Below are 21,914 nucleotides of genomic sequence, written 5' to 3'. Positions count from 1 at the left end.
CCGTCTGGCGCGCCTCGTGTACCGCTGAGCAGGAGCTGGGCCGCCCTGCGCACGCGAGACCAGCACGATGGCGGCCGAGCCGCAGGGTGCGGCCGGGTGGAGGAGGCCGCGATGGGAACGCTGGACGGACGGGTGGCGCTGGTGACGGGCGCTGGGCAGGGCGTCGGGCAGGGCATCGCCCTGGCCCTGGCCGCCGAGGGGGCCGACATCGCGGTGGTCGGCCGGACGGCTGCGACCCTGGAGTCGACCTGCGCCCTCGTCCGGGAGCGCGGCGTCCGTGCCGAGGCGTTCGTCTGCGACATCGTCGAGACCGCCGCCATCCCCGGGACGGTGGCCGCCGTCGTCGACGCCCTGGGCGGGGTCGACATCCTGGTGAACAACGCGTACACGGGCGCCTTCGGTCCGCTGCTGACGCTCGACGACGACGCCGTGGCCCAGAGCTTCGCGTCCGGCCCGCTCGCGACGCTGGCCTTCATGAGGTCCTGTCATCCCCACCTGGCGGCGCGGGGGGACGGCCACATCGTCAACCTCGTCACCTCCGCGATGGTCCGCTGGGACCCTGCGACGTACGGCGTCTACGCGGCGGCCAAGCAGGCGGTCCGGGCGCTCACCCGGACCGCTGCCGTCGAGTGGGCACGCGACGGCATCCGCGCCAACAGCATCGCGCCGCACGCCCTGTCGCCCGGCCTGAGGCGCTGGACGGAGCGCCATCCCGAGGAGGCGGCGGAGTTCGTCGCCACCATCCCGATGGGCCGCATCGGCGACTGCGAGCTCGACATCGGTCGCGCGGTGGTCGCCCTGGTCGGCAGCGACCTGGGCTATCTCACCGGCGCCACCATCCCCCTCGACGGCGGCCAGGCGTTCTTCGGCTGACCCACGAGTCACACCTCGTCAGGAGTGGAAGGCGTCGAGGACGGCGCGGACGGCGGGGGAGTCGGCCATGGTCCGGCGGTGGAGGGCGTCGACGAGGCGGACCGGCTCCGGCTCCGCCACCGGTACGGCGACCAGGTCGGCGCCCAGCGCCGCCCGCCCCATCCGCGGGACCAGGGCGACCCCGAGCCCGGCGCGGACCAGCGCCAGGTGGGACTCGAACTCCCCGGAGACGTGGGCGATGCGCGGGGGACGGCCGGTGCCGTCGTACATCCGGGAGAGCCACTGGCGGCAGATCGTGCCCTCGGGAGTGGCGATCCAGTCGACGTCGACCAGGTCGTGCGGCGTGACCCGGCCGCGGCCGGCGAGCGGGTCGTCGCGGTGCACGATCAGGTCGGCCACGTCGCCTGGCAGGGCGGTCGCCGCCACGTGGTCGGGTACGGCGAGCGGCACGCCGCCCCAGCGGTGCACGATGCCGAGCTCGACCTGCCCGGTCGCGACGAGCTCGACGACGTCCCAGGGCTCCGCCTCGCGCAGCGTCAGCTCCAGCTGGGGATGCGCGTCCCTCAGGGTGCGGGCGATCGGGGCGACCAGGCCGCGCATGGCGGTGGAGAAGGCCGCCAGCCGGATCCGGCCGGCGACCACGCCGGCGCGCTGCTGCAAGCTGGCCTCGAGCTGCTCGAGGTCGGCGAGGACCTGCTCGCCGGAGTCCACGAGGTGCTGTCCGTGGCTGGTCAGCATGACGCCGCGACCCACCCGCTCGAGCAGGGGGACACCGGTCTGCCTCTCCAGGCGCTTGACCTGCTGGGAGATGGCGCTCGGGGTGTAGCCGGTCGCCGCGGCCGCGCCCACCACCGAGCCATGGGTGGCGACCGCACGCAGCCCGGCGAGGGCGTCGAGATCGATCATGCAGCAACGCTACATCCTTCAATGCAGTTCTATTCGCTGGTGCTTCACGGTCGTCGCGACGATGCTGGGGAGTGTGACCCGCCGCGACCAGTCCCTCGCTGCCCTGGTGGCCGTGATCTGGGGCTTCAACTTCGTCGTCATCGACTGGGGGATGGGCGAGGTGCCGCCGCTGCTCTTCCTCGCCGCCCGCTTCCTCGCGGTCGTCGTCCCCGCGGTCTTCCTGATCGCACCGCCACCCGTGCCGTGGCGCACGGTCGCGGCCGTGGGCACGTTCATGTCGCTGGGGCAGTTCGCCTTCCTCTACGTCTCCCTGGGCGCCGGCATGCCGCCGGGCCTGGCCGGCCTGGTCCTCCAGGCGCAGGTGGTGCTGACGATCCTCATCGCCGCCGGGGTGCTCCGCGAGCGCCCGACCCGGTACCAGCTGGCCGGCGTGGTGCTGGGTGTCGTCGGGCTCGCCGTCGTCGGCCTGGGCCGCGGCGGCCACGTGCCGGCCCTGGCGCTCGGACTGTGCCTGATGGCCGCGCTGATGTGGGCGATCGGCAATGTCGTCTCTCGGGCCTCGGGCGCCACCGGCGGCCTGTCGCTGACGGTCTGGTCGGCCCTCGTCGTCCCGGTCCCGCTGGTGCTGCTCTCGCTGCTCCTCGACGGGCCGGCCGCGATGGGAGACGGCATCGCGGCGTTCGGCTGGAAGGCCGCCCTCTCCACGCTCTACACCGCCGGGCTCGCCTCGCTGGTCGGCTACGGGATCTTCAACGGGCTGCTGTCCCGCAACCCCTCGGCCGCCGTCGTGCCGTGGATCCTGCTCGTGCCGCCCGTCGCGATCGGCTCCGCGTGGGCGCTGCTCGGCGAGACCCCGTCCGCAGGCGAGCTGGCGGGCGGCGCCGTGCTGGTCTCCGGCGTGCTCGTCGCCCAGCGGCGGGCGAGGGCGCGGGGGTCGCTCAGCGACCCGACTCCGTGTACGACGGCCCCGTCCCGGCCAGGCTCGCCAGCGCCGCACGTACCCGCCGGGCGGTGAAGTCGGCCGCGCGGTCGTCGACCTCGGCCAGGGTCAGGAACTCGGCGGTCTTGATCTCCCGGGCCTGCGGCACGATGCGCTGCAGGATCGAGGCGGGATGGACGCCGCCGTCGAAGACCAGGCACAGCGCGTCGTCCCAGCCGCCCCACGGTGGCAGCCAGTCGGTGAGCAGCAGGGGGCCCGCCTCGATGGTGAGGTCGAGCTCCTCCTCGACCTCGCGCGTGACGGCGACCCGCGGCGACTCGCCGACCTCGACCACGCCGCCGGGCAGGTCCCAGTCGGCCTTGTAGGTCAGGTTGCACATGAGGACCCGCGGCTCGGGACCGTCCGCGTCGCGCACCAGCATCTGGCCGATCCCGCGCTTGCGCGGCAGGAACGAGTTGAGCAGGGCGCGGAACCCTCCCGGCTCGTGCACCGGGGTGTCGTCCACGAGGCGGGCGTAGACGACCACGTCGCCCGTCCGCCCACGCTGCACGCCCTCGCGGCGCAGTCCCGACCAGGTGGCGATCCGCTGGGCCTCGGCGTCGTCGACGGCGACCTTGACCTCGACGCGGTCGTGGTCGGTCAGCGCGGCGGCGACCTGGCGCCGGACGACGTCGACGGCCGCCTGCCAGCCGCGGTCGGTCAGGTCCGAGGTCCAGGTCAGCCGCGCGATCCCGTCGTCGACCGTCGCGTGGCTGATCTCGGGCTCGGGCACGCCCTCACCCTAGCCGCCGGGGGCCGGGTCTCCGGCCGGTGCCCGGAGCCAGACGGTGGCCAGCGGCGGCACGACGAGGTCGGCGTACGCGGGGCTCCCGCCGGGAGCGCCGGACTCGAGCGGCCCGGCCTCGCGGGCACGGACCACGCCGAGGTTGCCGACGCCGCTGCCGCCGTACGCCGTGGCGTCGGTGTTGAGCAGCTCGACCCACTCGCCGGCGGCCGGCAGGCCGAGGCGGTAGTCGTGCGGGACCGCGGCGAAGTTCGTGACGCACACCAGGTCCGGCGTGCCGGGGTCGCCGGAGCGGCGGACGAAGGAGAACACGTTGTGCCCGGCGTCCTGGGCGTCGATCCAGGCGAAGCCCGCCGGGTCGTTGTCGAGCCGCCACAGTGCCGGCTCCTCGCGGTAGCGCGCGTTGAGGTCGCGCACGAACACGTGCATCCCGGCGTGGTCGGGCTTCTGCAGCAGCCACCAGTCGAGCTCGCGGGCCTCGGCCCACTCGGTCTCCTGGGCCAGCTCGATGCCCATCATGACCAGCTGCTTGCCGGGGTGGGCCCACATGTAGGCGAGATAGGCGCGCAGGGTCGCGAGCTGCTGCCAGCGGTCTCCGGGCATCTTGCGCAGCAGGGAGCCCTTGCCGTGCACCACCTCGTCGTGGCTGAGGGGGAGCACGTAGTTCTCGGAGAAGGCGTAGACGAGGGAGAAGGCCATCTCCCCGTGGTGGTAGGAGCGGTGCACGGGGTCGTGCGCGAGGTAGCGCAGGGTGTCGTGCATCCAGCCCATGTTCCACTTGAAGCCGAAGCCGAGCCCCCCGCCGGATGTGGCCCCGGTGACGCCCGGCCAGGCGGTCGACTCCTCGGCGATGGTCACGATCCCCGGGACCCGCTTGTACGCCGTGGCGTTGAGCTCCTGGAGGAACTGCACGGCCTCCAGGTGCTCGTGGCCCCCGTGCCGGTTGGGGCTCCACTCGCCGTCCTTGCGGCCGTAGTCGAGGTAGAGCATCGAGGCGACGCCGTCGACGCGCAGGCCGTCGACATGGAACTCCTCGAGCCAGTAGAGCGCGTTGGCGACCAGGAAGTTGCGGACCTCGGGGCGGCCGAAGTCGAAGATGTGGGAGCCCCACTCCGGGTGCCACCCGCGCCGCGGGTCGGGGTGCTCGTAGAGCGGAGTGCCGTCGAAGCGCACCAGCGCCCAGTCGTCGGTGGCGAAGTGGCCCGGCACCCAGTCCAGGATGACCGCGATGCCGGCCGCGTGGAGCGCGTCGACGAGCCGGCGGAAGCCGTCGGGGTCTCCGTAGCGCGCGTCGGGGGCGAAGTACGACGTCACGTGGTAGCCCCACGAGCCGCCGAAGGGGTGCTGCATGACCGGCATCAGCTCGACATGGGTGAAGCCGAGGTCGGCGAGATAGGCGGGCAGGTCCGCGGCCAGCTCGTCGTAGGACCAGAACGAGCCGTCGGGGTGCCGCTTCCACGAGCCGAGATGGAGCTCGTAGGTGGCCATCGGCTCGTTGACCGGCTGGCGTCCGGCGCGGGCGGCCATCCAGGCGTCGTCCTGCCACTCGTGGCTGCTGGCGAAGACGCGGGACGCGGTGGCGGGCGGTGCCTCGGCGTAGAACGCCATCGGGTCGGCCTTATGGCGCCACAGGCCGTCGGCCCCCTCCACGACGTACTTGTACGACGCACCCGAGCCGACGCCCGGCACGAACACCTCCCACAGGCCAGAGCCCACGGCGACCATCCGGTGGGCGTTGCCGTCCCAGCCGTTGAAGTCGCCGACGACGCTGACATTGCGGGCGTTGGGAGCCCAGACCACGAAGCTGGTGCCTGGCTCCGGATCCTCGTGGACGTGGGCACCGAGGACGTGCCACAGGAGCTCGTGTCGACCCTCCGCGATCAGGTGGAGGTCGATCTCCCCGAGGGTGGACGGGGTGGGACCGGGACGGGACGTGCTGCGCTCAGCGTGCGGCATCCATCCGAGTCTAACGCGTGGTGGATGATGCGCACGTGAGCGAACGCATCGGGTGGCGCTACGCCGTCCTCGTCCCGGCCGTCCTGGCGGCGCTGTCGATGATCGGTCCGTTCAGCATCGACACGCCGTTCCCGGCGTTCCCGGAGATGGGCCGCGACCTCGACGTCGACACCGGCGCGCTGCAGCTGGTGGTCACCGTCTACCTCGCCGCGTTCGCGCTGATGAGCGTCTTCCACGGCCCGATCTCCGACGCGGTGGGTCGCCGTCCGGTGATGGTGGCGGGGATCGCCGTCTACGTCCTCGCCTCTCTCGGCTGCGCCGTCGCCGACAGCCTGCCGCTGCTGCTCGGCTTCCGCGCCCTGCAGGGCCTCAGCGCGGGTGGCGCGACGATCGTCAGCCGCACCGTGATCCGTGACCTCTTCGAGGGCGCACAGGCGCAGCGGCTGATGAGCCGGGTCGCCATCATCTTCGGGATCGCGCCCGCGATCGGGCCCCTCCTCGGCGGCGCGCTGCTCCAGGTGGGGCCGTGGCCCCTGATCTTCGGCTTCCAGGCCGGGCTGGGCGTGCTGCTCGTGCTCGCCGTGGTGCTCCTGCTGCCCGAGACCCATCCGCGCGAGCGGCGGGTGCCGCTGCGCGTCGGCGCCGTGCTCGGCGGCCTGCTCGCGGTGGGCCGCGTCGGCGCCTTCCACCGGTTGGGCTGGGCGACCGCGCTCATCTTCGGCGCCCAGTTCCTCTACATCGGAGGCGCCGCGGTGTTCGTGGTCGACGTCCTCGGCCAGGGCGAGCTCGACTTCTGGAAGCTGTTCGTCCCGATGATCGGCTCGATGATGCTCGGCTCCTGGCTGTGCGGACGTGCCGCCGGGCGGATGTCAGCGCGGCGCCTCGTCTCGCTGGGCTGCACCACGTCCTTCGCGGGAGGCGTGCTCGGCGTGGTGGTCGCCGCCCTCGGCGCCGGCGACGAGATGCCGTGGGCCGTCCTCGGGGTCTCGCTCGTCGCCCTCGGCAACGGCGTTACCTACCCGACCCTCCAGCTGATGCTGCTCGACCGCTTCCCGACCCGCCGCGGCGCAGTCGTCTCCCTCGCCTCGTTCCTCGCGCTCGTGCTCAACGCGGTCACCGCGGTCGCCGTCGTCCCCCTTCTCGGGTCGGCCCTCGGCTTCGCGGTCGCCGCGCTGATCGGGGTGGGCGCCGGGCAGCTGTGCTGGGCCTGGCACTGCGCGCTCGAGGACCGGGACTGCGCCGTGGCCGGCGTCGGGGAGCGGGAGCCGGTGGAGCTGCTGTAGGACGACGGGGCGCCCGGACCCCGGGTCAGGCCCGCCAGGTCTGCCGCGGCGCGAAGCCGCTACGACGCAGCCAGTGCTCCGTGTAGACGATCCGGTCCGGCGTGATGACGGTCAGCGGGTCGGTCGGGGGAGCCGCGAGGGAGCGTCCGCGCTCGACGTGGTCCGCCTGCCAGCGCACCGCCTCCCAGTAGGCGTCCGCGTCGGCGTGGTCGCGCTCGACGGTCCGAGCGGTGCCGAAGAGCTGGGCACCGCGACTGCGGGCTTGGCCGACCAGCGGCGCCACGATCCCGACGGAGACGCGAGGGTCTCGGGCGAGGTTCCGCGACTTCGGGGAGGCGTTCCAGCTCGTGTAGAAGACCTCCATCCCGAGGCTGAAGTACCGCACCGGCGTCGCCGCGGGCGACCCGTCGGGGTTCACCGTCGCGATCACCGCGACGTTCTGGGTAGAGAGCAGGTGGAGGATGCGCTCCTCGAGCTGTTCGCGAGGCAGGGTGTTGTGGGGCGCCGGGCCCGCGAGCCATGGGTTCGTGAGAGGCATGCGCGATCGTCTCAGACGGCACTCCGCCCGCGACGGAGAGGGCCGCGGCCGAGCGGCGCGCCGCGCTACATGTCGACGCCGATGAACATCGGGTCGCCGCCCTCGCCGGACAGCCGGCCCAGCTCGATGCAGCTGCCGGGCAGCAGCTCGCAGTCGTAGACGGTGCGGTCGGCGGTCGCGACGAGGATGGAGCCGTCGGTGTCCACGGCGTACCAGCCGACACCGGACTCCATGGTGCGGGGACCGACGGCGAGCACGACCGGCTCGTCCTCGGGGTGTGTCGGGCGCAGGGTGCTGCTCCAGTAGAGGACGTAGCGCCCGTCCAGGGTGAGCTGGGCGTCGATGGCGCCCTTGACGAGCGTGCGGTCACCGGGGTGGGCGGGAGCGGGGCCGGTGTGCAGCACCACGCCGTTGCGGACGTCGGCCACACGGGTCCTCGGCCCGGCGAAATCCCGCCACGCGTCGCTCTCCCACGACCAGGTGCGGGTCCCGGACGCGTCGCGCACGAACACCGCGCCCTGGTCGATCCCGTCGACGACCAGGTCGTCGCACCCGCCACAGGAGAGCGTCGTCGAGCCGGCGTCCTCGCCCGTCACCAGGTCGCGCACCGTGAGCGTCGCGACGCCGTCGCGCAGCGTCGCCCACGCCACGAGCCGGCCGTCGCGGTCGACCTTCGCGGTGGGGTGGAAGCCCTCGGGGCCGTCGAGGGGGCCGTCCACCAAGCGGGAGACGTCGCCGCGGGCGTCGAGCAGCATGGGGCGGCCCGCGTCGAAGAAGACGATGCCCTGCGGCGTCGCGACGGCGTCGGTGTCGAGATAGGTCAGGTCGCCGTAGTCGAAGGTCCGCCCGCCGAGATGGATCTCCACCCCCGGATCGGCGAACGCCCGGGCACCCGCACTGAAGTCCAGCGGCCCGACGGAGGCGTAGGCCGGGTCGCGCGCCGGCTCCCCGCCGTCCCCGCCGCGCACGACCGAGAGCGTGGCGCTGAGTCCGACCGCGGCCGCGACGACCGCGCACGCGCCGCCCAAGGCCGCCGTACGTCGCCGCCGACGCAGCCGACGTCCCGCCGCTCGGGCGGCCTCGAGGTCGGGCGGCGGCACCGGAAGGTCGTCCAGCCGCTCGGTGAGAAGGTCGCTCAGGTCGTTGCTCATGCGTCGTCTCCCGGGGTGAAGGCGCCACTGCGGCGCAGGCTGGCGAGGGCGGCCGAGGCCTGGGACTTGACCGTGCCGCGGGAGCACCCGAGCGCCTCGGCGATCTGCTGCTCGCTGAGGTCCTCGTAGTAGCGCAGCACGATCACGGCCCGCTGGCGCGGAGGCAGCGCGCGCACGGCGGCCCAGGTGCGGTCCCGCTCGGTCACCACCTCCTCGTGGTCGGCCACGACGATCCGGGTGTCCACCGACTCCTGGGGTCGCTCGCGCCGTGACCACGCCTTGCGGCGCAGGCCCAGGACCTCGTTGAGGACCATCCGCCGCAGGTACGCCTCGAGACGGTCGGCACGCCGGACCCGGCCCCACGACGCGTAGGCCCGCGCGAACGCCGCCTGCACGGCGTCCTCGGCGGTCGCGTCGTCGTCGGCGACGGCGCGCGCCACCCGGTACAGCCGTGGCCACTGCGCCGCGAACAGGTCGGCGTAGTCCTTCTCGTCGTCCACCAGCACCTCCTGGACGAAGGATGCCGGAGGCGGTGCGCTCCCGAGGGTCTCCATGACCCCTTGATGCGACTCGCGGCCCGATCGGTTGTGCGGCGGAGCGAGATGTCTCGACCCGAGCGCTACCTGACGGCGGTGGAGCGCTGGAAGGCCCACGCCGCGACCGCGAACAGGGCGGCGAAGCCGCCGCTCAGCCAGAGGACGTCCAGGGTCTGCCCGTCCTCGGCGAGGCCGGACGCGACGGCGACCGCGCCGGCGAGCAGGACCGCGGCGGCCGTCGCACCGAGCGCGACGGCCATGCCGTGCGCCCGCAGCCGGGCAAGGGCGGCACCGGCCGCGCCGACCAGCAGGGCGCCGACGTAGAGCAGGTCCGGCGGGCCGCCGTCGCCCACGATGCCGAGGGCGGCGATGCCGAAGGCGATGACGAGCGTGGTGCCGAGCGCGAGCGCCGCGCCGGCGGCGTACCAGGTCTTCGAGGGGCTCATGCCCCGCACGCTAGGCGCCCGGCGGGGCAGGAGGTGCACGGGAGATGTGCAGATCCCGTGCAGACGACAGCGAGCGGTCAGCCGGCGGTCAGTCGCGCCACGCCCGCCAGCGGGATCGGCAGCCAGGTCGGCCGGTTGCGCGCCTCGTAGACGCACTCGTAGACCGCCTTGTCGACCACGTATGCCGTCAGCAGGGCCCGGTCGGCGTCGCCGAGTCCGCCCTCACCGCAGTACGACGCCAGGAACGCCTTGCGGTTGCGACGGGCCCACTCGTCGGCCCGCACGCCGCGCTGGTGCAGGACGTCCGGATCCTCCTCGGGCATCGACTCAGCGACCGCGTGGGGCGCGTAGTCGAAGGAGCGCAACATGCCCGCCACGTCGCGCCACGGCGAGTCGGGCAGCAGCCGCTCGGTGAGGGGCTTGGCGGGCTCGCCCTCGAAGTCGACGAGCTTCCAGCCGAGCACGGTGCGCAGGGTCTGGCCCAGGTGCAGGTCGCCGTGGATCCGCTGGACGGGCACCTCCTCCAGCCGCGCCACGCCCGCGAAGACCGCGCGGGCCGCGTCGGCATACGCCGTCAGCGCCGGGACGACGTCGAGCGCGGCCGCGAGCCGGTCGCTCATCGCCGCGGCGAGCTCGTCGCCGGCGACGGTGGAGGTGGGGAAGGAGGCGCGCAGCTGGGCGTGCACGTCGCCGAGCGCCGTCCCCAGCCGGGCCGCCTCGCTGGCGAAGTCGCCGCCGACCTCCTCGGCATGCAGGTCGGCCTCCGCGAAGAGGTCGCGGACGCTGGCCAGGGCCAGGTCCCAGCCGTCGCTGGCCGTGCGCAGGAACTGCTGCAGCATGCCGAGCTGCAGCTCGTCGATCTCGATCCAGCCGTACAGCTGGGCGATGTGCGGGGAGCCGGCCTCGGTGAGCACCCGGTGCGTGGTGATGTCGGGGTTCTCGCCGGGGGTGACCCGGCGGAACAGCTTGAGCACCGAGTCCTCGCCGAAGAGCACCGAGGAGTTCGACTGCTCACCGCTGAACAGGCTCCCGACCGCGTCGACATCGAGGTCGTGGCCGGGCAGGCGGACGAACCCGGGGTGCTCGCCGAACGCGCGAAGGAACAGCGACATCGCGGTCCGGTCGTGCGCCGCGTCATAGGCGAGGCGGCCGGCCTCGTCGGGCCACCGGCCCACCTCGGCGTGGTCGAGGCGCTCCTGCGGCTCGTCGTACAGCGCGAGCGGGACCTGGTAGAGCTCGTGCTCGCCCGTGTCGTCGTAGGTCACCTCGACCAGGAGCAGCACCACCTCCGGCCCGGTCGGTCCCGGCGCCAGGCGGTCGAGCTCGCGGGTCCCGGTGACCGCGAACGCGCGGCCCTTGCCGCCGAACCAGCGGCTCCGCTCGAGGAAGGGGGCGAGGAGGGACGTCGTCACAGCACGGGCCTCCCTGTCGTCTCCGGATCCGTGAGCCGGAACCAGTAGAAGCCGTGCCCGCTGAGCGTCAGGAGATACGGGAGCTCCCCGATCCGGGGGAAGGGGACCCCGCCCAGCAGCTCCACCGGGACCCGCCCCTCGAACCTGCGCAGGTCGAGCTCGACGGGCTGGGGGAACCGGGAGAGGTTGTTCACGCACAGGATGACGTCCTCCTCGGCAGCCGCGTCCGCGGCGGTGGCGCCCGTGCCCGGCAGCTCGCGGACGTACGACAGCACGGTCGGGTTGGAGCCGCCCAGGTCGGTGAACGTGCCGAGCCCGAAGGCGTCGTGCTGGCGGCGGATGTGGATCATGCGGCGGGTCCAGTGCAGCAGCGAGGAGGGGTTCTCCAGCTGTGCCTCCACGTTGACGCTCTGGTAGCCGTAGACCGGGTCCTGGATGGCCGGCAGGTGCAGCTTGCCGGGCGTGGCCGAGGAGAACCCGGCGTTGCGGTCGGGCGTCCACTGCATGGGGGTGCGCACGCCGTCGCGGTCACCGAGCCAGATGTTGTCGCCCATGCCGATCTCGTCGCCGTAGTACAGCACCGGCGAGCCGGGCAGCGAGAGGAGCAGCGCGGTGAACAGCTCGATCTGGTTGGTGTCGTTGTCGAGAAGCGGAGCCAGCCGCCGCCGGATGCCGATGTTGGCCTTCATCCGGGGGTCCTTGGCGTACTCGCCCCACATGTAGTCGCGGTCCTCGTCGGTGACCATCTCCAGGGTGAGCTCGTCGTGGTTGCGCAGGAAGATGCCCCACTGGCAGCCGGCCGGGATGTCCGGCGTCTGCGCCATGATCTCCGAGATGGGGAAGCGCGACTCGCGTCGCACCGCCATGAAGATGCGCGGCATGACCGGGAAGTGGAAGGCCATGTGGCACTCGTCGCCCACCTCGGGGTCGCCGAAGTACTCCACCACGTCGGTCGGCCACTGGTTGGCCTCGCAGAGCAGGACCCGGCCCGGGTAGTTGTCGTCGACGAAGCGCCGGACCTTCTTGAGGAACTGATGGGTCTCGGGAAGGTTCTCCCCGTTGGTGCCGGGACGCTCGTAGAGGTAGGGCACCGCGTCGAGGCGGAAGCCGTCGAGGCCCATGTCGAGCCAGAACGCCATGGCCTCCAGCATCGCGTCGTGGACCTCGGGGTTGTCGAAGTTGAGGTCCGGCTGGTGGTGGAAGAAGCGGTGCCAGTAGTACTGCCCGCGGACCGGGTCCCAGGTCCAGTTGGACGGCTCGGTGTCGACGAAGATGATCCGCGCGTCCTCGTAGAGCTCGTCGGTGTCGGACCACACGTAGAAGTCGCCGTAGGGCCCGTCCGGGTCGCTGCGCGAGGCCTGGAACCACGGGTGCGCGTCGCTGGTGTGGTTCATGACGAAGTCGATGATCACCCGGATCCCGCGCTCGTGGGCGGCGTCGAGGAAGGCGTGGAAGTCGTCCACGGTGCCGCACTCGGGGAGGATGCCGGTGTAGTCGCTGACGTCGTAGCCGCCGTCGCGCAGGGGCGAGGTGAAGAACGGCGGCACCCACAGGCAGTCGACGCCGAGCCACTGCAGGTAGTCGAGCTTCTCGGTCAGCCCGCGGAAGTCGCCGGTGCCGTCGGCGTTGGAGTCGCGGAACGACCGGACGAGGACCTCGTAGAAGACCGCGGTGCGGAACCACTCCGGCTCGTCGTTGAGGACGACGCTCCTGCTGGTGGAGCCGGTCGGGGCTCCGGTCTCCCTGGGGTGGCTCATGCGGTTCCCTTCACGGTCAGGATGTGCGCCGGCTGTGCCGGATCGAGCCGGACGTAGTTGTGCTCGCCCCAGGTCCACTCGCTCCCGGTGAGCTCGTCGTGGACGGTGAACGACGTGCCCGGCTCGAGGCCGAGGGCGGCCAGGTCGAGGTGGACCATCGACTCGCGGGCCTGGTGCGGGTCGAGGCTGAGCACGACGACGACCCGGTCGTGCCCGGCCCCCGCGGCCGCGGTCTTGGACCAGCAGATCACGTGGTCGTCGTCGGCGGTGTGCAGCCGCAGGTTGCGCAGCAGCTGGAGCGCCGGGTGCGCCCGTCGGATCTCGTTGAGCCGGGTGATGTACGACGTCAGCCCGCTGCCGTTCGCAGTGCTGGCGGCGGCATCCCAGTCCCGCACCCGGATCTGGTACTTCTCCGAGTCGAGGTACTCCTCGCTGCCGGGCCGCACCGCGACGTGCTCGCCGAGCTCGTAGCCGGCGTACATGCCCCAGGTCGGGGAGGACATCGCGGCGAGCACGGCCCGGATCCGGAACGCGCCCGGACCGCCGTACTGCAGGAACTCGTGGAGGATGTCCGGGGTGTTGACGAAGAAGTTCGGCCGGATCCGGTGCGCGGACTCCTGCGAGACCTCGCGCAGGTAGTCCTCCACGTCGACCTTCTCGGTCCGCCAGGTGAAGTAGGTGTAGGACTGGTGGAAGCCGACCGCGCCGAGGGTCTGCAGCATCGGCGGCTTGGTGAACGCCTCGGCGAGGAAGAGCACGTCGGGATCGGTGCGCCGGACCTCGGCCAGCAGCCACTGCCAGAACGCGACCGGCTTGGTGTGCGGGTTGTCGACGCGGAAGATCCGCACCCCGTGGTCCATCCAGTGGCGCACGACGCGCAGCACCTCAGCCGAGATGCCGGCGGGGTCGTTGTCGAAGTTGACGGGATAGATGTCCTGGTACTTCTTCGGGGGGTTCTCCGCGTAGGCGATCGAGCCGTCGGCGCGCGTCGTGAACCACTCGGGGTGGGCCTCGACCCAGGGGTGGTCCGGGGCGCACTGCAGGGCCAGGTCGAGCGCCACCTCGAGGTCGAGCGCCTTGGCGGCCGCGACGAAGGCGTCGAAGTCCTTGATCGTGCCGAGGTCGGGGTGCACGGCGTCGTGGCCGCCGTCCTTGCTGCCGATCGCCCAGGGCGAGCCCTTCCAGTCCGGGGGAGTGGGCTCGCCCTCGGGAAGGACCGTGTTGTTGGGGCCCTTGCGGTTGACCTCGCCGATGGGGTGGATCGGCGGCAGGTAGACGACGTCGAAACCCATCGCCGCGACGGCGGGCAGCCGCTCGGCCGCGGTGCGGAAGGTGCCGCTGACCACCTCGCCCGTCTCGGGGTCGAAGCTCGCGCCCTCCGAGCGGGGGAACAGCTCGTACCAGCTGCCGAAGAGCGCTCGGGGCCGGTCGACGAACACGGGATAGGGACCGTCGACGGTGAGCAGGTCGCGCAGCGGGTGCGCCTCGAGCACCGCCTGCAGCTCGGGCGACTCGAGCTGGGCGAGTCGCGCCTCGGCCGGTCGCGCGGTGTCGCGGGCGGCGGCGAGCGCCGCCCGCACCGTGGTCTGCTCCGCCGCTGTGAGCCCGCCGCCCGCGAGCACGCGGTCCAGCAGCAGGGCGCCCTCGGCGAACATCAGCTCCACGTCGATGCCCGCGCGGACCTTGATGCCGGCGGCGTGCGCCCAGGTCGCGAGCGGGTCGGACCAGGCCTGCACCTCGAAGGTCCACGGGCCCTCCGCGTCCGCGCTGACCCAGGCCTCGTGGCGGTCCACGGTGAACCGGTCGAGGGGTGGGAGGGGGCGCATCCGCACCGGTGGTCGTCGGACGCCGTCCGGGCCGACCAGCACCACCTCGGCGCCGAGCCGGTCGTGGCCCTCGCGGAACACGGTGGCGCTCACGGGGAAGGGCTCGCCGAGGCTCGCCTTGACGGGGAGGCGCCCCTGGGGTGCCGAACCACTGGCACCGTCCGGGAGAACCGGATGGACGTCGATGACGGGGATGCGTCCGACCATGCATCGAACCTAGCGAGTCCCTAGTCAGACGTCAGGTCCCACACCTCCACGGTGTCGCCCACGGCGAGCGGATCGCCGTCCGCGGGAAGGTCGATCAGGGCGTCGGCGCCGGCGAACCAGCCGAGGAAGCCCGATCCCGGCGGACCCCACGGAGTGACGGTGCCCGTGGTGCGGTCCAGCCGGGCCCGGCGCAGCTGGCGCTTGCCGCGCAGCGGCTCGAGCGGCTCGGTGAGCGCGGCGCGGTGGACCGCGCGCTCGGCGCGCGGGTGGCCGACGACGCGCCGCAGTGCCGGCCGCACGAACACCTCCCACGAGGTGAGCGCACTCACCGGATTGCCTGGCAGGCAGATGACGGGGACGCCGCCGACGAGGCCCGACCCCTGCGGCATGCCCGGCTGCAGCGCGACCTTCACGAACGCCACGCCGCGCGGCCCCAGGCCGTCCTTGACGACCTCGTACGCGCCCGCGCTCACGCCTCCGGAGGTGAGCACCAGGTCGACCTCGCCGGCGGCGAGCTCGTCGTCGAGGAGAGTCAGGAAGGTCGCGACGTCGTCCTCGACCCACAGCTTGCGCACGGCCACGCCGCCGGCCTCCTCGACCGCCGCCGCGAGCAGGGCGCCGTTGGCGTCGCGGATCTGGCCGGAGCCCGGCACCGGGTCCTCGGCGAGCTCCGAGCCCGTCGACAGCACGAGCACCCGCGGCCGGCGGCGTACGACGACCTCCCGGACGCCGAGGGCCGCGAGGACGCCGACCTGCGCCGGCCCGAGCACGGAGCCCTCGGCCAGCACCTCCGCGCCGGCCGCGACGTCGGAGCCGGCGCGGCGCACGAAGCTGCCCGCGGCGCGGGCCGCGCGGATCTCCACGACCTCGGTCCCGCCGTCGGTCGCCTCCACCTCGACGACCGCGTCGGCACCCGCCGGCACGGCCGCGCCGGTCATGATCCGGCGGACGGTGCCGGGGGCGAGCTCGCCGACCGGCGCGCCGGCCGGGATGTCCTCGCCGACCGGCAGCCGCACCGGGCTGTCCGGCGTGGCGGCCGCGATCTCGGCGGCGCGCACGGCGTAGCCGTCCATGCCGGAGTTGTCGAACGAGGGCAGCGGCTCGGGCGCGGTGACGGTGGCAGCCAGCACCCGGCCGCGGGCGTGCTCGAGCGGGACGCGCTCGCTCGGCCAGGGGCGGTCCGGGCCGTAGCCGGTGGCGAGGAGGGCGGCGACATGGCGCTGGTGCTCGGCCACCGGCCGGAGGTCTGGCGTGCTCATCGCGGTCAGCCTAGGACGTACGACGGGCGAGGCGGCCCCCATGACTCCACCCCGCCCGTCTGCACCGGCACAACGGCGCCGGGACGCCCGGCGTTACGCGGGAACCGGCGTCGGCTTCCGTGCCGGCCTCGGTGCGGCGGCCCGCGACGCGCATTGGAACGTTCAAGTCGGATTGGCTACCGTCGTTCCATGCGTGCCATCCGGAGGTTCACGGTCCGCCCCGTCCTGCCCGACGCCCTCGCCTCGCTGGGTGAGCTCGCGGCCAACCTGCGCTGGTCCTGGCATCCGCCGACCCAGGCGCTCTTCGCCGACATCGACCCCGAGCTGTGGCAGGCCATCGGTCACGACCCGGTGCGCATGCTCGGCGAGGTGAGCGCGCAGCGCTGGAGCGAGCTGGTGGCCGACGAGGACTACGTGCGGCGGGTGGCCGAGGTGCGGGCCGACCTCACGGCGTACCTGACCCAGGACCGCTGGTACCAGCGCGCTCGGGCGGCCGAGCCCGAGCAGACCTGGCCGTCGTCCATCGCCTACTTCTCGCCCGAGTACGGCATCACGGCGGTGCTGCCGCAGTACTCCGGCGGTCTCGGCATCCTCGCCGGCGACCACCTCAAGGCCGCCAGCGACCTCGGCGTGCCCATCGTGGGCGTCGGGCTGCTCTATCGGCACGGCTACTTCAAGCAGGCGCTGTCGCGCGATGGCTGGCAGCAGGAGAGCTACCCGGTGCTCGACCCCGACGGCCTGCCGCTGTCGCTGCTGCACGAGCAGGACGGCTCGCGCGCCACCGTGGCGATCCGGATGCCCGACGGCCCCGACCTGCTGGCCCGGATCTTCGTCGCGTCGGTCGGCCGGGTGCCGCTGCTGCTGCTCGACACCGACGTCGAGGAGAACCCCGAGCCCTACCGCCTCGTCACCGACCGCCTCTACGGCGGCAACACCGAGCACCGGCTGCGCCAGGAGCTCCTCCTCGGCGTCGGCGGCGTCCGGGCGCTGCGCGCCTTCTCCCGGATCACCGGCGCACCCGAGCCCGAGGTTTTCCACACCAACGAGGGCCACGCCGGGTTCCTCGGCGTGGAGCGGATCCGCGAGCTCACGGCGAGCGGTGACGTCGACTTCGCGACCGCGCTCGAGATCGGGCGCACCTCGACGGTCTTCACCACCCACACGCCCGTGCCGGCGGGCATCGACCGCTTCCCCCGGACCTTGGTGGAGCAGTACCTCGGCGAGCACGGTGCCACCCCCGGCGTGCCGGTCGAGCAGGTGCTCGCGCTCGGCGCCGAGGACTACGAGGGTGGCGACGCCGGCGTGTTCAACATGGCGGTGATGGGCTTCCGGCTCGCCCAGCGCGCCAACGGGGTCTCCCAGCTCCACGGGCACGTCAGCCGGGGCATGTTCAACGGCCTGTGGCCCGCGTTCGACGAGGCCGAGGTGCCGATCACCTCGATCACCAACGGCGTGCACGCGCCGACCTGGGTCGCGCCCGAGGTCGCGGCGCTCGCCGAGGCGCAGGGCGCCGACTACGACGGCGACGACGCCGCCGCCTTCTGGGCCGCCTTCGACAAGGTGCCCGGGCCCGACGTGTGGCGCACCAAGCGGCTGCTGCGCGAGCGGCTGGTCGACGACGCCCGCCGTCGGCTGCGCAGGTCCTGGGAGAAGCGCGGCGCGGCCCCGGCCGAGCTGGGCTGGATCGACGAGGCGCTCGACCCCGACGTGCTGACGATCGGCTTCGCGCGGCGGGTGCCGTCGTACAAGCGGCTCACGCTGATGCTGCGCGACCCCGCGCGGCTCAAGGCGCTGCTCCTCCACCCCGAGCGCCCGGTGCAGCTGGTCGTCGCGGGAAAGGCGCACCCCGCCGACGACGGGGGCAAGCGGCTCATCCAGGAGCTCGTGCGCTTCGCGGACGCCGAGGACGTGCGCCATCGGATCGTCTTCCTGCCCAACTACGACATCGCGCTCGCGCAGCCGCTCTACCCGGGCTGTGACGTGTGGCTGAACAACCCGCTGCGTCCCTACGAGGCCTGCGGCACCTCCGGCATGAAGGCCGCGCTCAACGGCGGGCTGAACCTGTCGATCCTCGACGGCTGGTGGGACGAGTGGTACGAGCCGGAGTTCGGCTGGCCGATCCCGTCGGCCGACGGTCTGGAGGACTACTCCGACCGGCGCGACGACCTCGAGGCGGCGGCGCTCTACGACCTGATCGAGAACGAGGTCGCGCCGCGCTTCTACGACCACGACCACGAGGGCGTGCCGGCCGGCTGGATCGAGATGCTGCGCCACACCTGGGCCAACCTCGGCCCGAAGGTCCTCGCGACCCGGATGGTCCGCGACTACGTCGCGCAGCTCTACGCCCCGGCCGCTCGCAACGCCCGCGCCCTCGGCGCCGTCGAGAACGGCGCCCGCGAGCTCGCCGCCTGGAAGACCCACGTGCGCGGTGCCTGGCCCGGCGTGCGGGTCGAGCACGTCGAGGCGGAGGGCATCGGCGACGTCGCCGAGGTCGGCGCGGTCCTGCACGTGCGCTCCTATGTCGCGCTCGGCGAGCTCGCGCCGCAGGACGTCGAGGTTCAGCTCGTGCACGGCCGGGTCGACGCCGAGGACGAGATCGTCGCGGCCGGCGTCGTACCGCTCACCCTCGTGGAGTCGTACGACGGCGGGCGGCACCGCTTCGACGGCGACGTCGAGCTCGGCCGGTCGGGACCCTTCGGCTACACGGTGCGGGTCGTGCCCGCCCACCCGCTGCTCGTCGCGCCGGCGGAGCTGGGGGTCGTGGCGCTGGCGTGAGGTCGGGCTCCGGGGTTTGCGGATTCACCACGGGGTGTAGGTGAGTCCGCCATCGGCGGGGGTTGCGGATTCACCACGGGATGTAGGCGAACGCGCACTTCTGTAGTGGAACTCCGCGCGGGAGGCTCGGATTCGGCTACATCCCGTGGTGAATCCGACCCCGGCCCGCGCCCATTCACCTACATCCCGTGGTGAATCCGCCCCAGGCGCGCCCACCCCACCACCCGCCTACAACGCCTCCTGCATCACCACCACGCTCCGCCCACCGATCCGGACGACGGCCCCCGCGCCGAGCCCGGTGCCGACGGGCAGGTCCGGGTCGGTGGAGAGCACGACCGAGCCGGCGTGGACCCAGTCGTTGTCGGGCAGGTGCACCTCGACCGTCTCCGGCCCGGCGTGGAACCAGATCAGGAACGACGTGTCGATCTGCTGCTCGCCGCGAGGCCCGGGCTCGCGCAGCGGCTTGCCGGAGACGAACATCCCGATCGTGTGCAGCGACGCGTCGTGCCAGTCCTCGTCGGTCATCTCGCGTCCCGACGGGTGCAGCCAGGCGAGGTCCTTCGGCCCGCCGACGATCGCCGGCCGGCCCTCGAACCAGTGGCGCTGGCGCAGCGCGTGGTGCTCGCGGCGCAGCCGCAGGGCGGTCCGCGTGACCTCGTAGACGTCCAGCCACGCACCGGGCTCGCCGTCGGCGCGCCAGTCGACCCAGGAGATCTCGTTGTCCTGGCAGTACGCGTTGTTGTTGCCGCGCTGGGTCCGTCCCCGCTCGTCCCCGGCGGTGAGCATCGGCACTCCGTTGGACAGGCACAGCGTCGCCATCAGGTTCGCCGCCTGGCGGCGGCGGAGGGCGACGATCGCGGGGTCGTCCGTCTCGCCCTCGACCCCGTGGTTCCACGACCGGTTGTTGTCGGTCCCGTCGCGGTTGTCCTCGCCATTGGCCTCGTTGTGCTTGTGGTCGTAGGACACCAGGTCCCGCACGGTGAAGCCGTCGTGCGCGGTCACGAAGTTGACCGAGTTGTACGCCGAGCGGCCGTCGTCGGCGTACAGGTCGGAGGATCCCGCGAGCCGGGTGGCGACGGCGTGCGTGCCGTGGGCGTGCCCGCGCCAGAAGTCGCGGATCGTGTCGCGGTACTGGTCGTTCCACTCCACCCACGGCGGCGGCATCCCGCCGACGAGATAGCCGTCCATGGACACGTCCCACGGCTCGGCGATGAGCTTGACGTGCCGCAGGACCGGGTCCTGACCGATCGCGATGAGCAGCTTGCAGGCCATGTCGACGGGGATGCCGTCGGGCCCCGCCGTACGGGTGAGCGCCGACATCAGGTCGAAGCGGAATCCGTCGACGTGCATCTCGGTCACCCAGTAGCGCAGCGAGTCGAGGATCAGGCGCAGGGCGAACGGGTCGTCGGAGTTCACGGTGTTCCCGCAGCCGGTGACGTCCCAGTAGGTGTCGTCGTACCCGTCCGACGTGGGGACCCGCCGGTAGAACCCGCGGTCGTCGAGCCCTCGGAAGGAGTACGTCGGCCCGTCGGGACCGCCCTCGGCGGTGTGGTTGTAGACCACGTCGAGGATCACCTCGAGTCCGGCGGCGTGCAGCGAGCGCACCATCTGCTTGAACTCGGCGACCTGTCCGCCGCGGTCGCCCGTGGAGGAGTACGACGCGTCGGGGGCGAAGTAGCTGATCGGGTTGTAGCCCCAGTAGTTGACCGCACCCCGCTCCAGCAGGGCCGGCTCGGAGAAGAACTGCTGCACGGGGAGCAGCTCGACCGCGCTCACCCCGAGATCGCGCAGGTACTCGGTCACCACCGGGTGCCCGAGGCCCGCGTAGGTGCCGCGCAGGTGCTCGGGGATCCGGTCGTGGAGCTTCGTGAACCCCTTGACGTGCAGCTCGTAGAGCACCGTGTCGCGCCAGCGGCGTCGGATCGGGGCGTCGTCGCCCCAGTCGAAGGCGGGGTCGACGATGACGCTCTGGGCGGCCCCCTCGGTGCCGCTGACCGCCAGGCCGTAGGGGTCGAGCAGGAGCACCTCGCGGTCGAAGCGCAGCCCCTGCTCGGGATCCCAGGGTCCGTCGACACGGAAGCCGTAGCGGGTGCCGGGGGAGACGTCCGGGACCGCGCCGTGCCAGGTGCCCAGGGACTGCTCGGTGAGCGGCAGCCGGCGCTCGGCCTCGTCCGGCCCGTCGTACAGGCACAGCCAGACGGCGGTCGCGGCAGGGGCGAAGACCGCGAAGTTCGTCGACTCGGGCGACCAGGTCGCGCCGAGCGGCCAGTTGCGGCCCGGCCAGACCGGGGCTCGCTCTCCGAGGGTGCGCCAGAGGCCGGGGGTCACCCGGCCATTGTGCCCGGGCTGCCGGAAGCCGCCGCGACACGCCCGCCGGCGCGCCCAAAGGGCGGGTTCGGATGACCGCGCCGGTGCGGGCGCGGCAGAATGCGGGACGGGACCCAGGTCCTGGGGCCGGAGCCGAGACGAGAGGGAGCAGATGACTGCGGAGTTCGTACGCCTGGAGGTGGCCGACGGGGTCGGGACCATCCGGCTCGACCGGGCCAAGGCGATGAACGCGATCAGCATCCAGGTCCAGGACGAGCTGAGCCTCGCCGCCGCGGAGGCGACCGACCGCGGCGACGTCCGGGCCGTCGTCGTCTGGGGCGGGGAGAAGGTCTTCGCCGCGGGCAACGACGTCAAGGAGATGGCCGCCATGTCCTACACGGACATGGTCGACCGCGTCGAGAAGCTCCAGCACGCCGTCAACGCGGTCGCCCGGATCCCCAAGCCCGTCGTCGCGGCGGTCAACGGCTACGCCCTCGGCGGAGGATGCGAGCTCGCCCTCGCCGCCGACGTCCGCATCGCGGCCGACAACGCCGTCCTCGGCCAGCCCGAGGTCCTCCTCGGCATCATCCCCGGCGCCGGCGGCACGCAGCGGCTGCCCCGCCTCGTCGGGCCCAGCAGGGCCAAGGACCTGCTCTACACCGGGCGCTTCGTGAAGGCGGAGGAGGCGCTCGCGATCGGCCTGGTCGACCGGGTCGTCCCGGCGGGCGACGTGTACGCCGAGGCGGTGGCGTGGGCGGCGCGCTTCGCCACCGCCGCGCCGTACGCCCTGCGCGCGATCAAGGAGTCCGTCGACCGGGGCCTGGAGACCGACCTGGAGACCGGCCTGCAGATCGAGCGGCACAGCTTCGCGGCGATCTTCGCCACCGAGGACAGCCGCTCGGGCATGCGGTCCTTCATCGAGAACGGGCCTGGCAAGGCCACCTTCGAGGGGCGGTAG

The 21,914-nt window shown here is 72.9% G+C and carries 17 protein-coding genes; 5 read left to right on the top strand and 12 right to left on the bottom strand.

Features of this window, described 5'->3' with window-relative positions; all coding sequences use genetic code 11:
- The first annotated feature begins 111 nt into the window (after positions 1 to 111).
- On the top strand, positions 112 to 873 hold the full coding sequence (locus ACJ5H2_RS14415) for an SDR family NAD(P)-dependent oxidoreductase (protein WP_408896101.1): 762 nt from the start codon (positions 112 to 114) through the stop codon (positions 871 to 873).
- 18 nt (positions 874 to 891) lie between these two features.
- Here ACJ5H2_RS14415 and ACJ5H2_RS14410 read toward each other — a convergent pair whose 3' ends face one another.
- Entirely contained in the window at positions 892 to 1,779 is an 888-nt protein-coding gene (locus tag ACJ5H2_RS14410) for a LysR family transcriptional regulator (RefSeq protein ID WP_408896100.1), read from the bottom strand.
- Between ACJ5H2_RS14410 and ACJ5H2_RS14405 the strand changes: the two genes are divergently transcribed.
- On the top strand, positions 1,778 to 2,794 hold the full coding sequence (locus ACJ5H2_RS14405; RefSeq protein ID WP_408896099.1) for an EamA family transporter: 1,017 nt from the start codon (positions 1,778 to 1,780) through the stop codon (positions 2,792 to 2,794). The genes ACJ5H2_RS14410 and ACJ5H2_RS14405 overlap by 2 nt on opposite strands.
- Here the strand turns inward: ACJ5H2_RS14405 and ACJ5H2_RS14400 are convergent.
- Positions 2,718 to 3,491: an NUDIX domain-containing protein gene (locus tag ACJ5H2_RS14400; RefSeq protein WP_408896098.1), complete on the bottom strand. Its 774-nt coding sequence runs from the start codon at positions 3,489 to 3,491 to the stop codon at positions 2,718 to 2,720. The genes ACJ5H2_RS14405 and ACJ5H2_RS14400 overlap by 77 nt on opposite strands.
- Positions 3,492 to 3,500: 9 nt before the next feature.
- Complete coding sequence (gene glgB, locus ACJ5H2_RS14395) at positions 3,501 to 5,459, bottom strand: 1,4-alpha-glucan branching protein GlgB (RefSeq protein WP_408896097.1); 1,959 nt, start codon at positions 5,457 to 5,459, stop codon at positions 3,501 to 3,503.
- 35 nt (positions 5,460 to 5,494) lie between these two features.
- Between glgB and ACJ5H2_RS14390 the strand changes: the two genes are divergently transcribed.
- On the top strand, positions 5,495 to 6,742 hold the full coding sequence (locus tag ACJ5H2_RS14390) for a multidrug effflux MFS transporter (protein ID WP_408896096.1): 1,248 nt from the start codon (positions 5,495 to 5,497) through the stop codon (positions 6,740 to 6,742).
- A gap of 25 nt (positions 6,743 to 6,767) precedes the next feature.
- Here ACJ5H2_RS14390 and ACJ5H2_RS14385 read toward each other — a convergent pair whose 3' ends face one another.
- The 8 genes from ACJ5H2_RS14385 to glp all read right to left on the bottom strand — a co-directional run bounded on the left by ACJ5H2_RS14385 (position 6,768) and on the right by glp (position 15,874).
- On the bottom strand, positions 6,768 to 7,280 hold the full coding sequence (locus ACJ5H2_RS14385) for a pyridoxamine 5'-phosphate oxidase family protein (protein ID WP_408896095.1): 513 nt from the start codon (positions 7,278 to 7,280) through the stop codon (positions 6,768 to 6,770).
- 65 nt (positions 7,281 to 7,345) lie between these two features.
- On the bottom strand, positions 7,346 to 8,431 hold the full coding sequence (locus tag ACJ5H2_RS14380; RefSeq protein WP_408896094.1) for a hypothetical protein: 1,086 nt from the start codon (positions 8,429 to 8,431) through the stop codon (positions 7,346 to 7,348).
- Positions 8,428 to 8,985, bottom strand: coding sequence for a SigE family RNA polymerase sigma factor (locus ACJ5H2_RS14375; RefSeq protein WP_408896093.1), 558 nt, complete (start codon positions 8,983 to 8,985; stop codon positions 8,428 to 8,430). The genes ACJ5H2_RS14380 and ACJ5H2_RS14375 overlap by 4 nt, the downstream gene beginning before the upstream one ends.
- Positions 8,986 to 9,050: 65 nt before the next feature.
- On the bottom strand, positions 9,051 to 9,413 hold the full coding sequence (locus ACJ5H2_RS14370; protein WP_408896092.1) for a hypothetical protein: 363 nt from the start codon (positions 9,411 to 9,413) through the stop codon (positions 9,051 to 9,053).
- Positions 9,414 to 9,490: 77 nt separating this feature from the next.
- On the bottom strand, positions 9,491 to 10,825 hold the full coding sequence (locus tag ACJ5H2_RS14365) for a maltokinase N-terminal cap-like domain-containing protein (protein WP_408896091.1): 1,335 nt from the start codon (positions 10,823 to 10,825) through the stop codon (positions 9,491 to 9,493).
- Positions 10,822 to 12,582: a maltose alpha-D-glucosyltransferase gene (treS, locus tag ACJ5H2_RS14360; protein ID WP_408896090.1), complete on the bottom strand. Its 1,761-nt coding sequence runs from the start codon at positions 12,580 to 12,582 to the stop codon at positions 10,822 to 10,824. Before treS ends, ACJ5H2_RS14365 begins: the two co-directional genes overlap by 4 nt.
- Positions 12,579 to 14,615, bottom strand: coding sequence for an alpha-1,4-glucan--maltose-1-phosphate maltosyltransferase (locus ACJ5H2_RS14355; protein ID WP_408896089.1), 2,037 nt, complete (start codon positions 14,613 to 14,615; stop codon positions 12,579 to 12,581). Before ACJ5H2_RS14355 ends, treS begins: the two co-directional genes overlap by 4 nt.
- Positions 14,616 to 14,635: 20 nt before the next feature.
- Positions 14,636 to 15,874, bottom strand: coding sequence for a gephyrin-like molybdotransferase Glp (glp, locus tag ACJ5H2_RS14350; RefSeq protein WP_408896088.1), 1,239 nt, complete (start codon positions 15,872 to 15,874; stop codon positions 14,636 to 14,638).
- A gap of 189 nt (positions 15,875 to 16,063) precedes the next feature.
- Here glp and glgP point away from each other — a divergent pair, with 189 nt between their 5' ends.
- A complete protein-coding gene (gene glgP, locus ACJ5H2_RS14345) occupies positions 16,064 to 18,649 on the top strand; it encodes an alpha-glucan family phosphorylase (protein WP_408896087.1) in 2,586 nt (861 codons plus the stop codon).
- A gap of 228 nt (positions 18,650 to 18,877) precedes the next feature.
- Here the strand turns inward: glgP and glgX are convergent, their stop codons facing one another.
- Complete coding sequence (gene glgX / locus ACJ5H2_RS14340) at positions 18,878 to 20,977, bottom strand: glycogen debranching protein GlgX (protein ID WP_408896086.1); 2,100 nt, start codon at positions 20,975 to 20,977, stop codon at positions 18,878 to 18,880.
- Between the two features lie 151 nt (positions 20,978 to 21,128).
- On the opposite strand from glgX, the gene ACJ5H2_RS14335 reads away from it, so the two are divergent.
- Positions 21,129 to 21,914, top strand: a complete 786-nt coding sequence (locus tag ACJ5H2_RS14335) for an enoyl-CoA hydratase/isomerase family protein (protein WP_408896085.1) — start codon at positions 21,129 to 21,131, stop codon at positions 21,912 to 21,914.

The organism is Nocardioides pymetrozini (assembly GCF_046058985.1).
In the GTDB taxonomy this organism is placed as follows: Bacteria; Actinomycetota; Actinomycetes; order Propionibacteriales; family Nocardioidaceae; genus Nocardioides.
The sequence above is the reverse complement of the archived record's forward strand: the minus strand, read 5'-3'. Positions and strand labels throughout refer to the sequence as shown.

Bases quoted from the DNA above. Each gene is read 5' to 3' on its own strand.
- ACJ5H2_RS14375 (WP_408896093.1), bottom strand. From the start codon at position 8,985: ATGGAGACCCTCGGGAGCGCACCGCCTCCGGCATCCTTCGTCCAGGAG.
- glgP (WP_408896087.1), top strand. From the start codon at position 16,064: ATGCGTGCCATCCGGAGGTTCACGGTCCGCCCCGTCCTGCCCGACGCC.
- ACJ5H2_RS14355 (WP_408896089.1), bottom strand. From the start codon at position 14,615: ATGGTCGGACGCATCCCCGTCATCGACGTCCATCCGGTTCTCCCGGAC.
- ACJ5H2_RS14380 (WP_408896094.1), bottom strand. From the start codon at position 8,431: ATGAGCAACGACCTGAGCGACCTTCTCACCGAGCGGCTGGACGACCTT.
- glgB (WP_408896097.1), bottom strand. From the start codon at position 5,459: ATGCCGCACGCTGAGCGCAGCACGTCCCGTCCCGGTCCCACCCCGTCC.
- ACJ5H2_RS14370 (WP_408896092.1), bottom strand. From the start codon at position 9,413: ATGAGCCCCTCGAAGACCTGGTACGCCGCCGGCGCGGCGCTCGCGCTC.
- glp (WP_408896088.1), bottom strand. From the start codon at position 15,874: ATGAGCACGCCAGACCTCCGGCCGGTGGCCGAGCACCAGCGCCATGTC.
- ACJ5H2_RS14410 (WP_408896100.1), bottom strand. From the start codon at position 1,779: ATGATCGATCTCGACGCCCTCGCCGGGCTGCGTGCGGTCGCCACCCAT.
- ACJ5H2_RS14335 (WP_408896085.1), top strand. From the start codon at position 21,129: ATGACTGCGGAGTTCGTACGCCTGGAGGTGGCCGACGGGGTCGGGACC.
- ACJ5H2_RS14385 (WP_408896095.1), bottom strand. From the start codon at position 7,280: ATGCCTCTCACGAACCCATGGCTCGCGGGCCCGGCGCCCCACAACACC.
- treS (WP_408896090.1), bottom strand. From the start codon at position 12,582: ATGAGCCACCCCAGGGAGACCGGAGCCCCGACCGGCTCCACCAGCAGG.
- ACJ5H2_RS14415 (WP_408896101.1), top strand. From the start codon at position 112: ATGGGAACGCTGGACGGACGGGTGGCGCTGGTGACGGGCGCTGGGCAG.
- ACJ5H2_RS14405 (WP_408896099.1), top strand. From the start codon at position 1,778: ATGCAGCAACGCTACATCCTTCAATGCAGTTCTATTCGCTGGTGCTTC.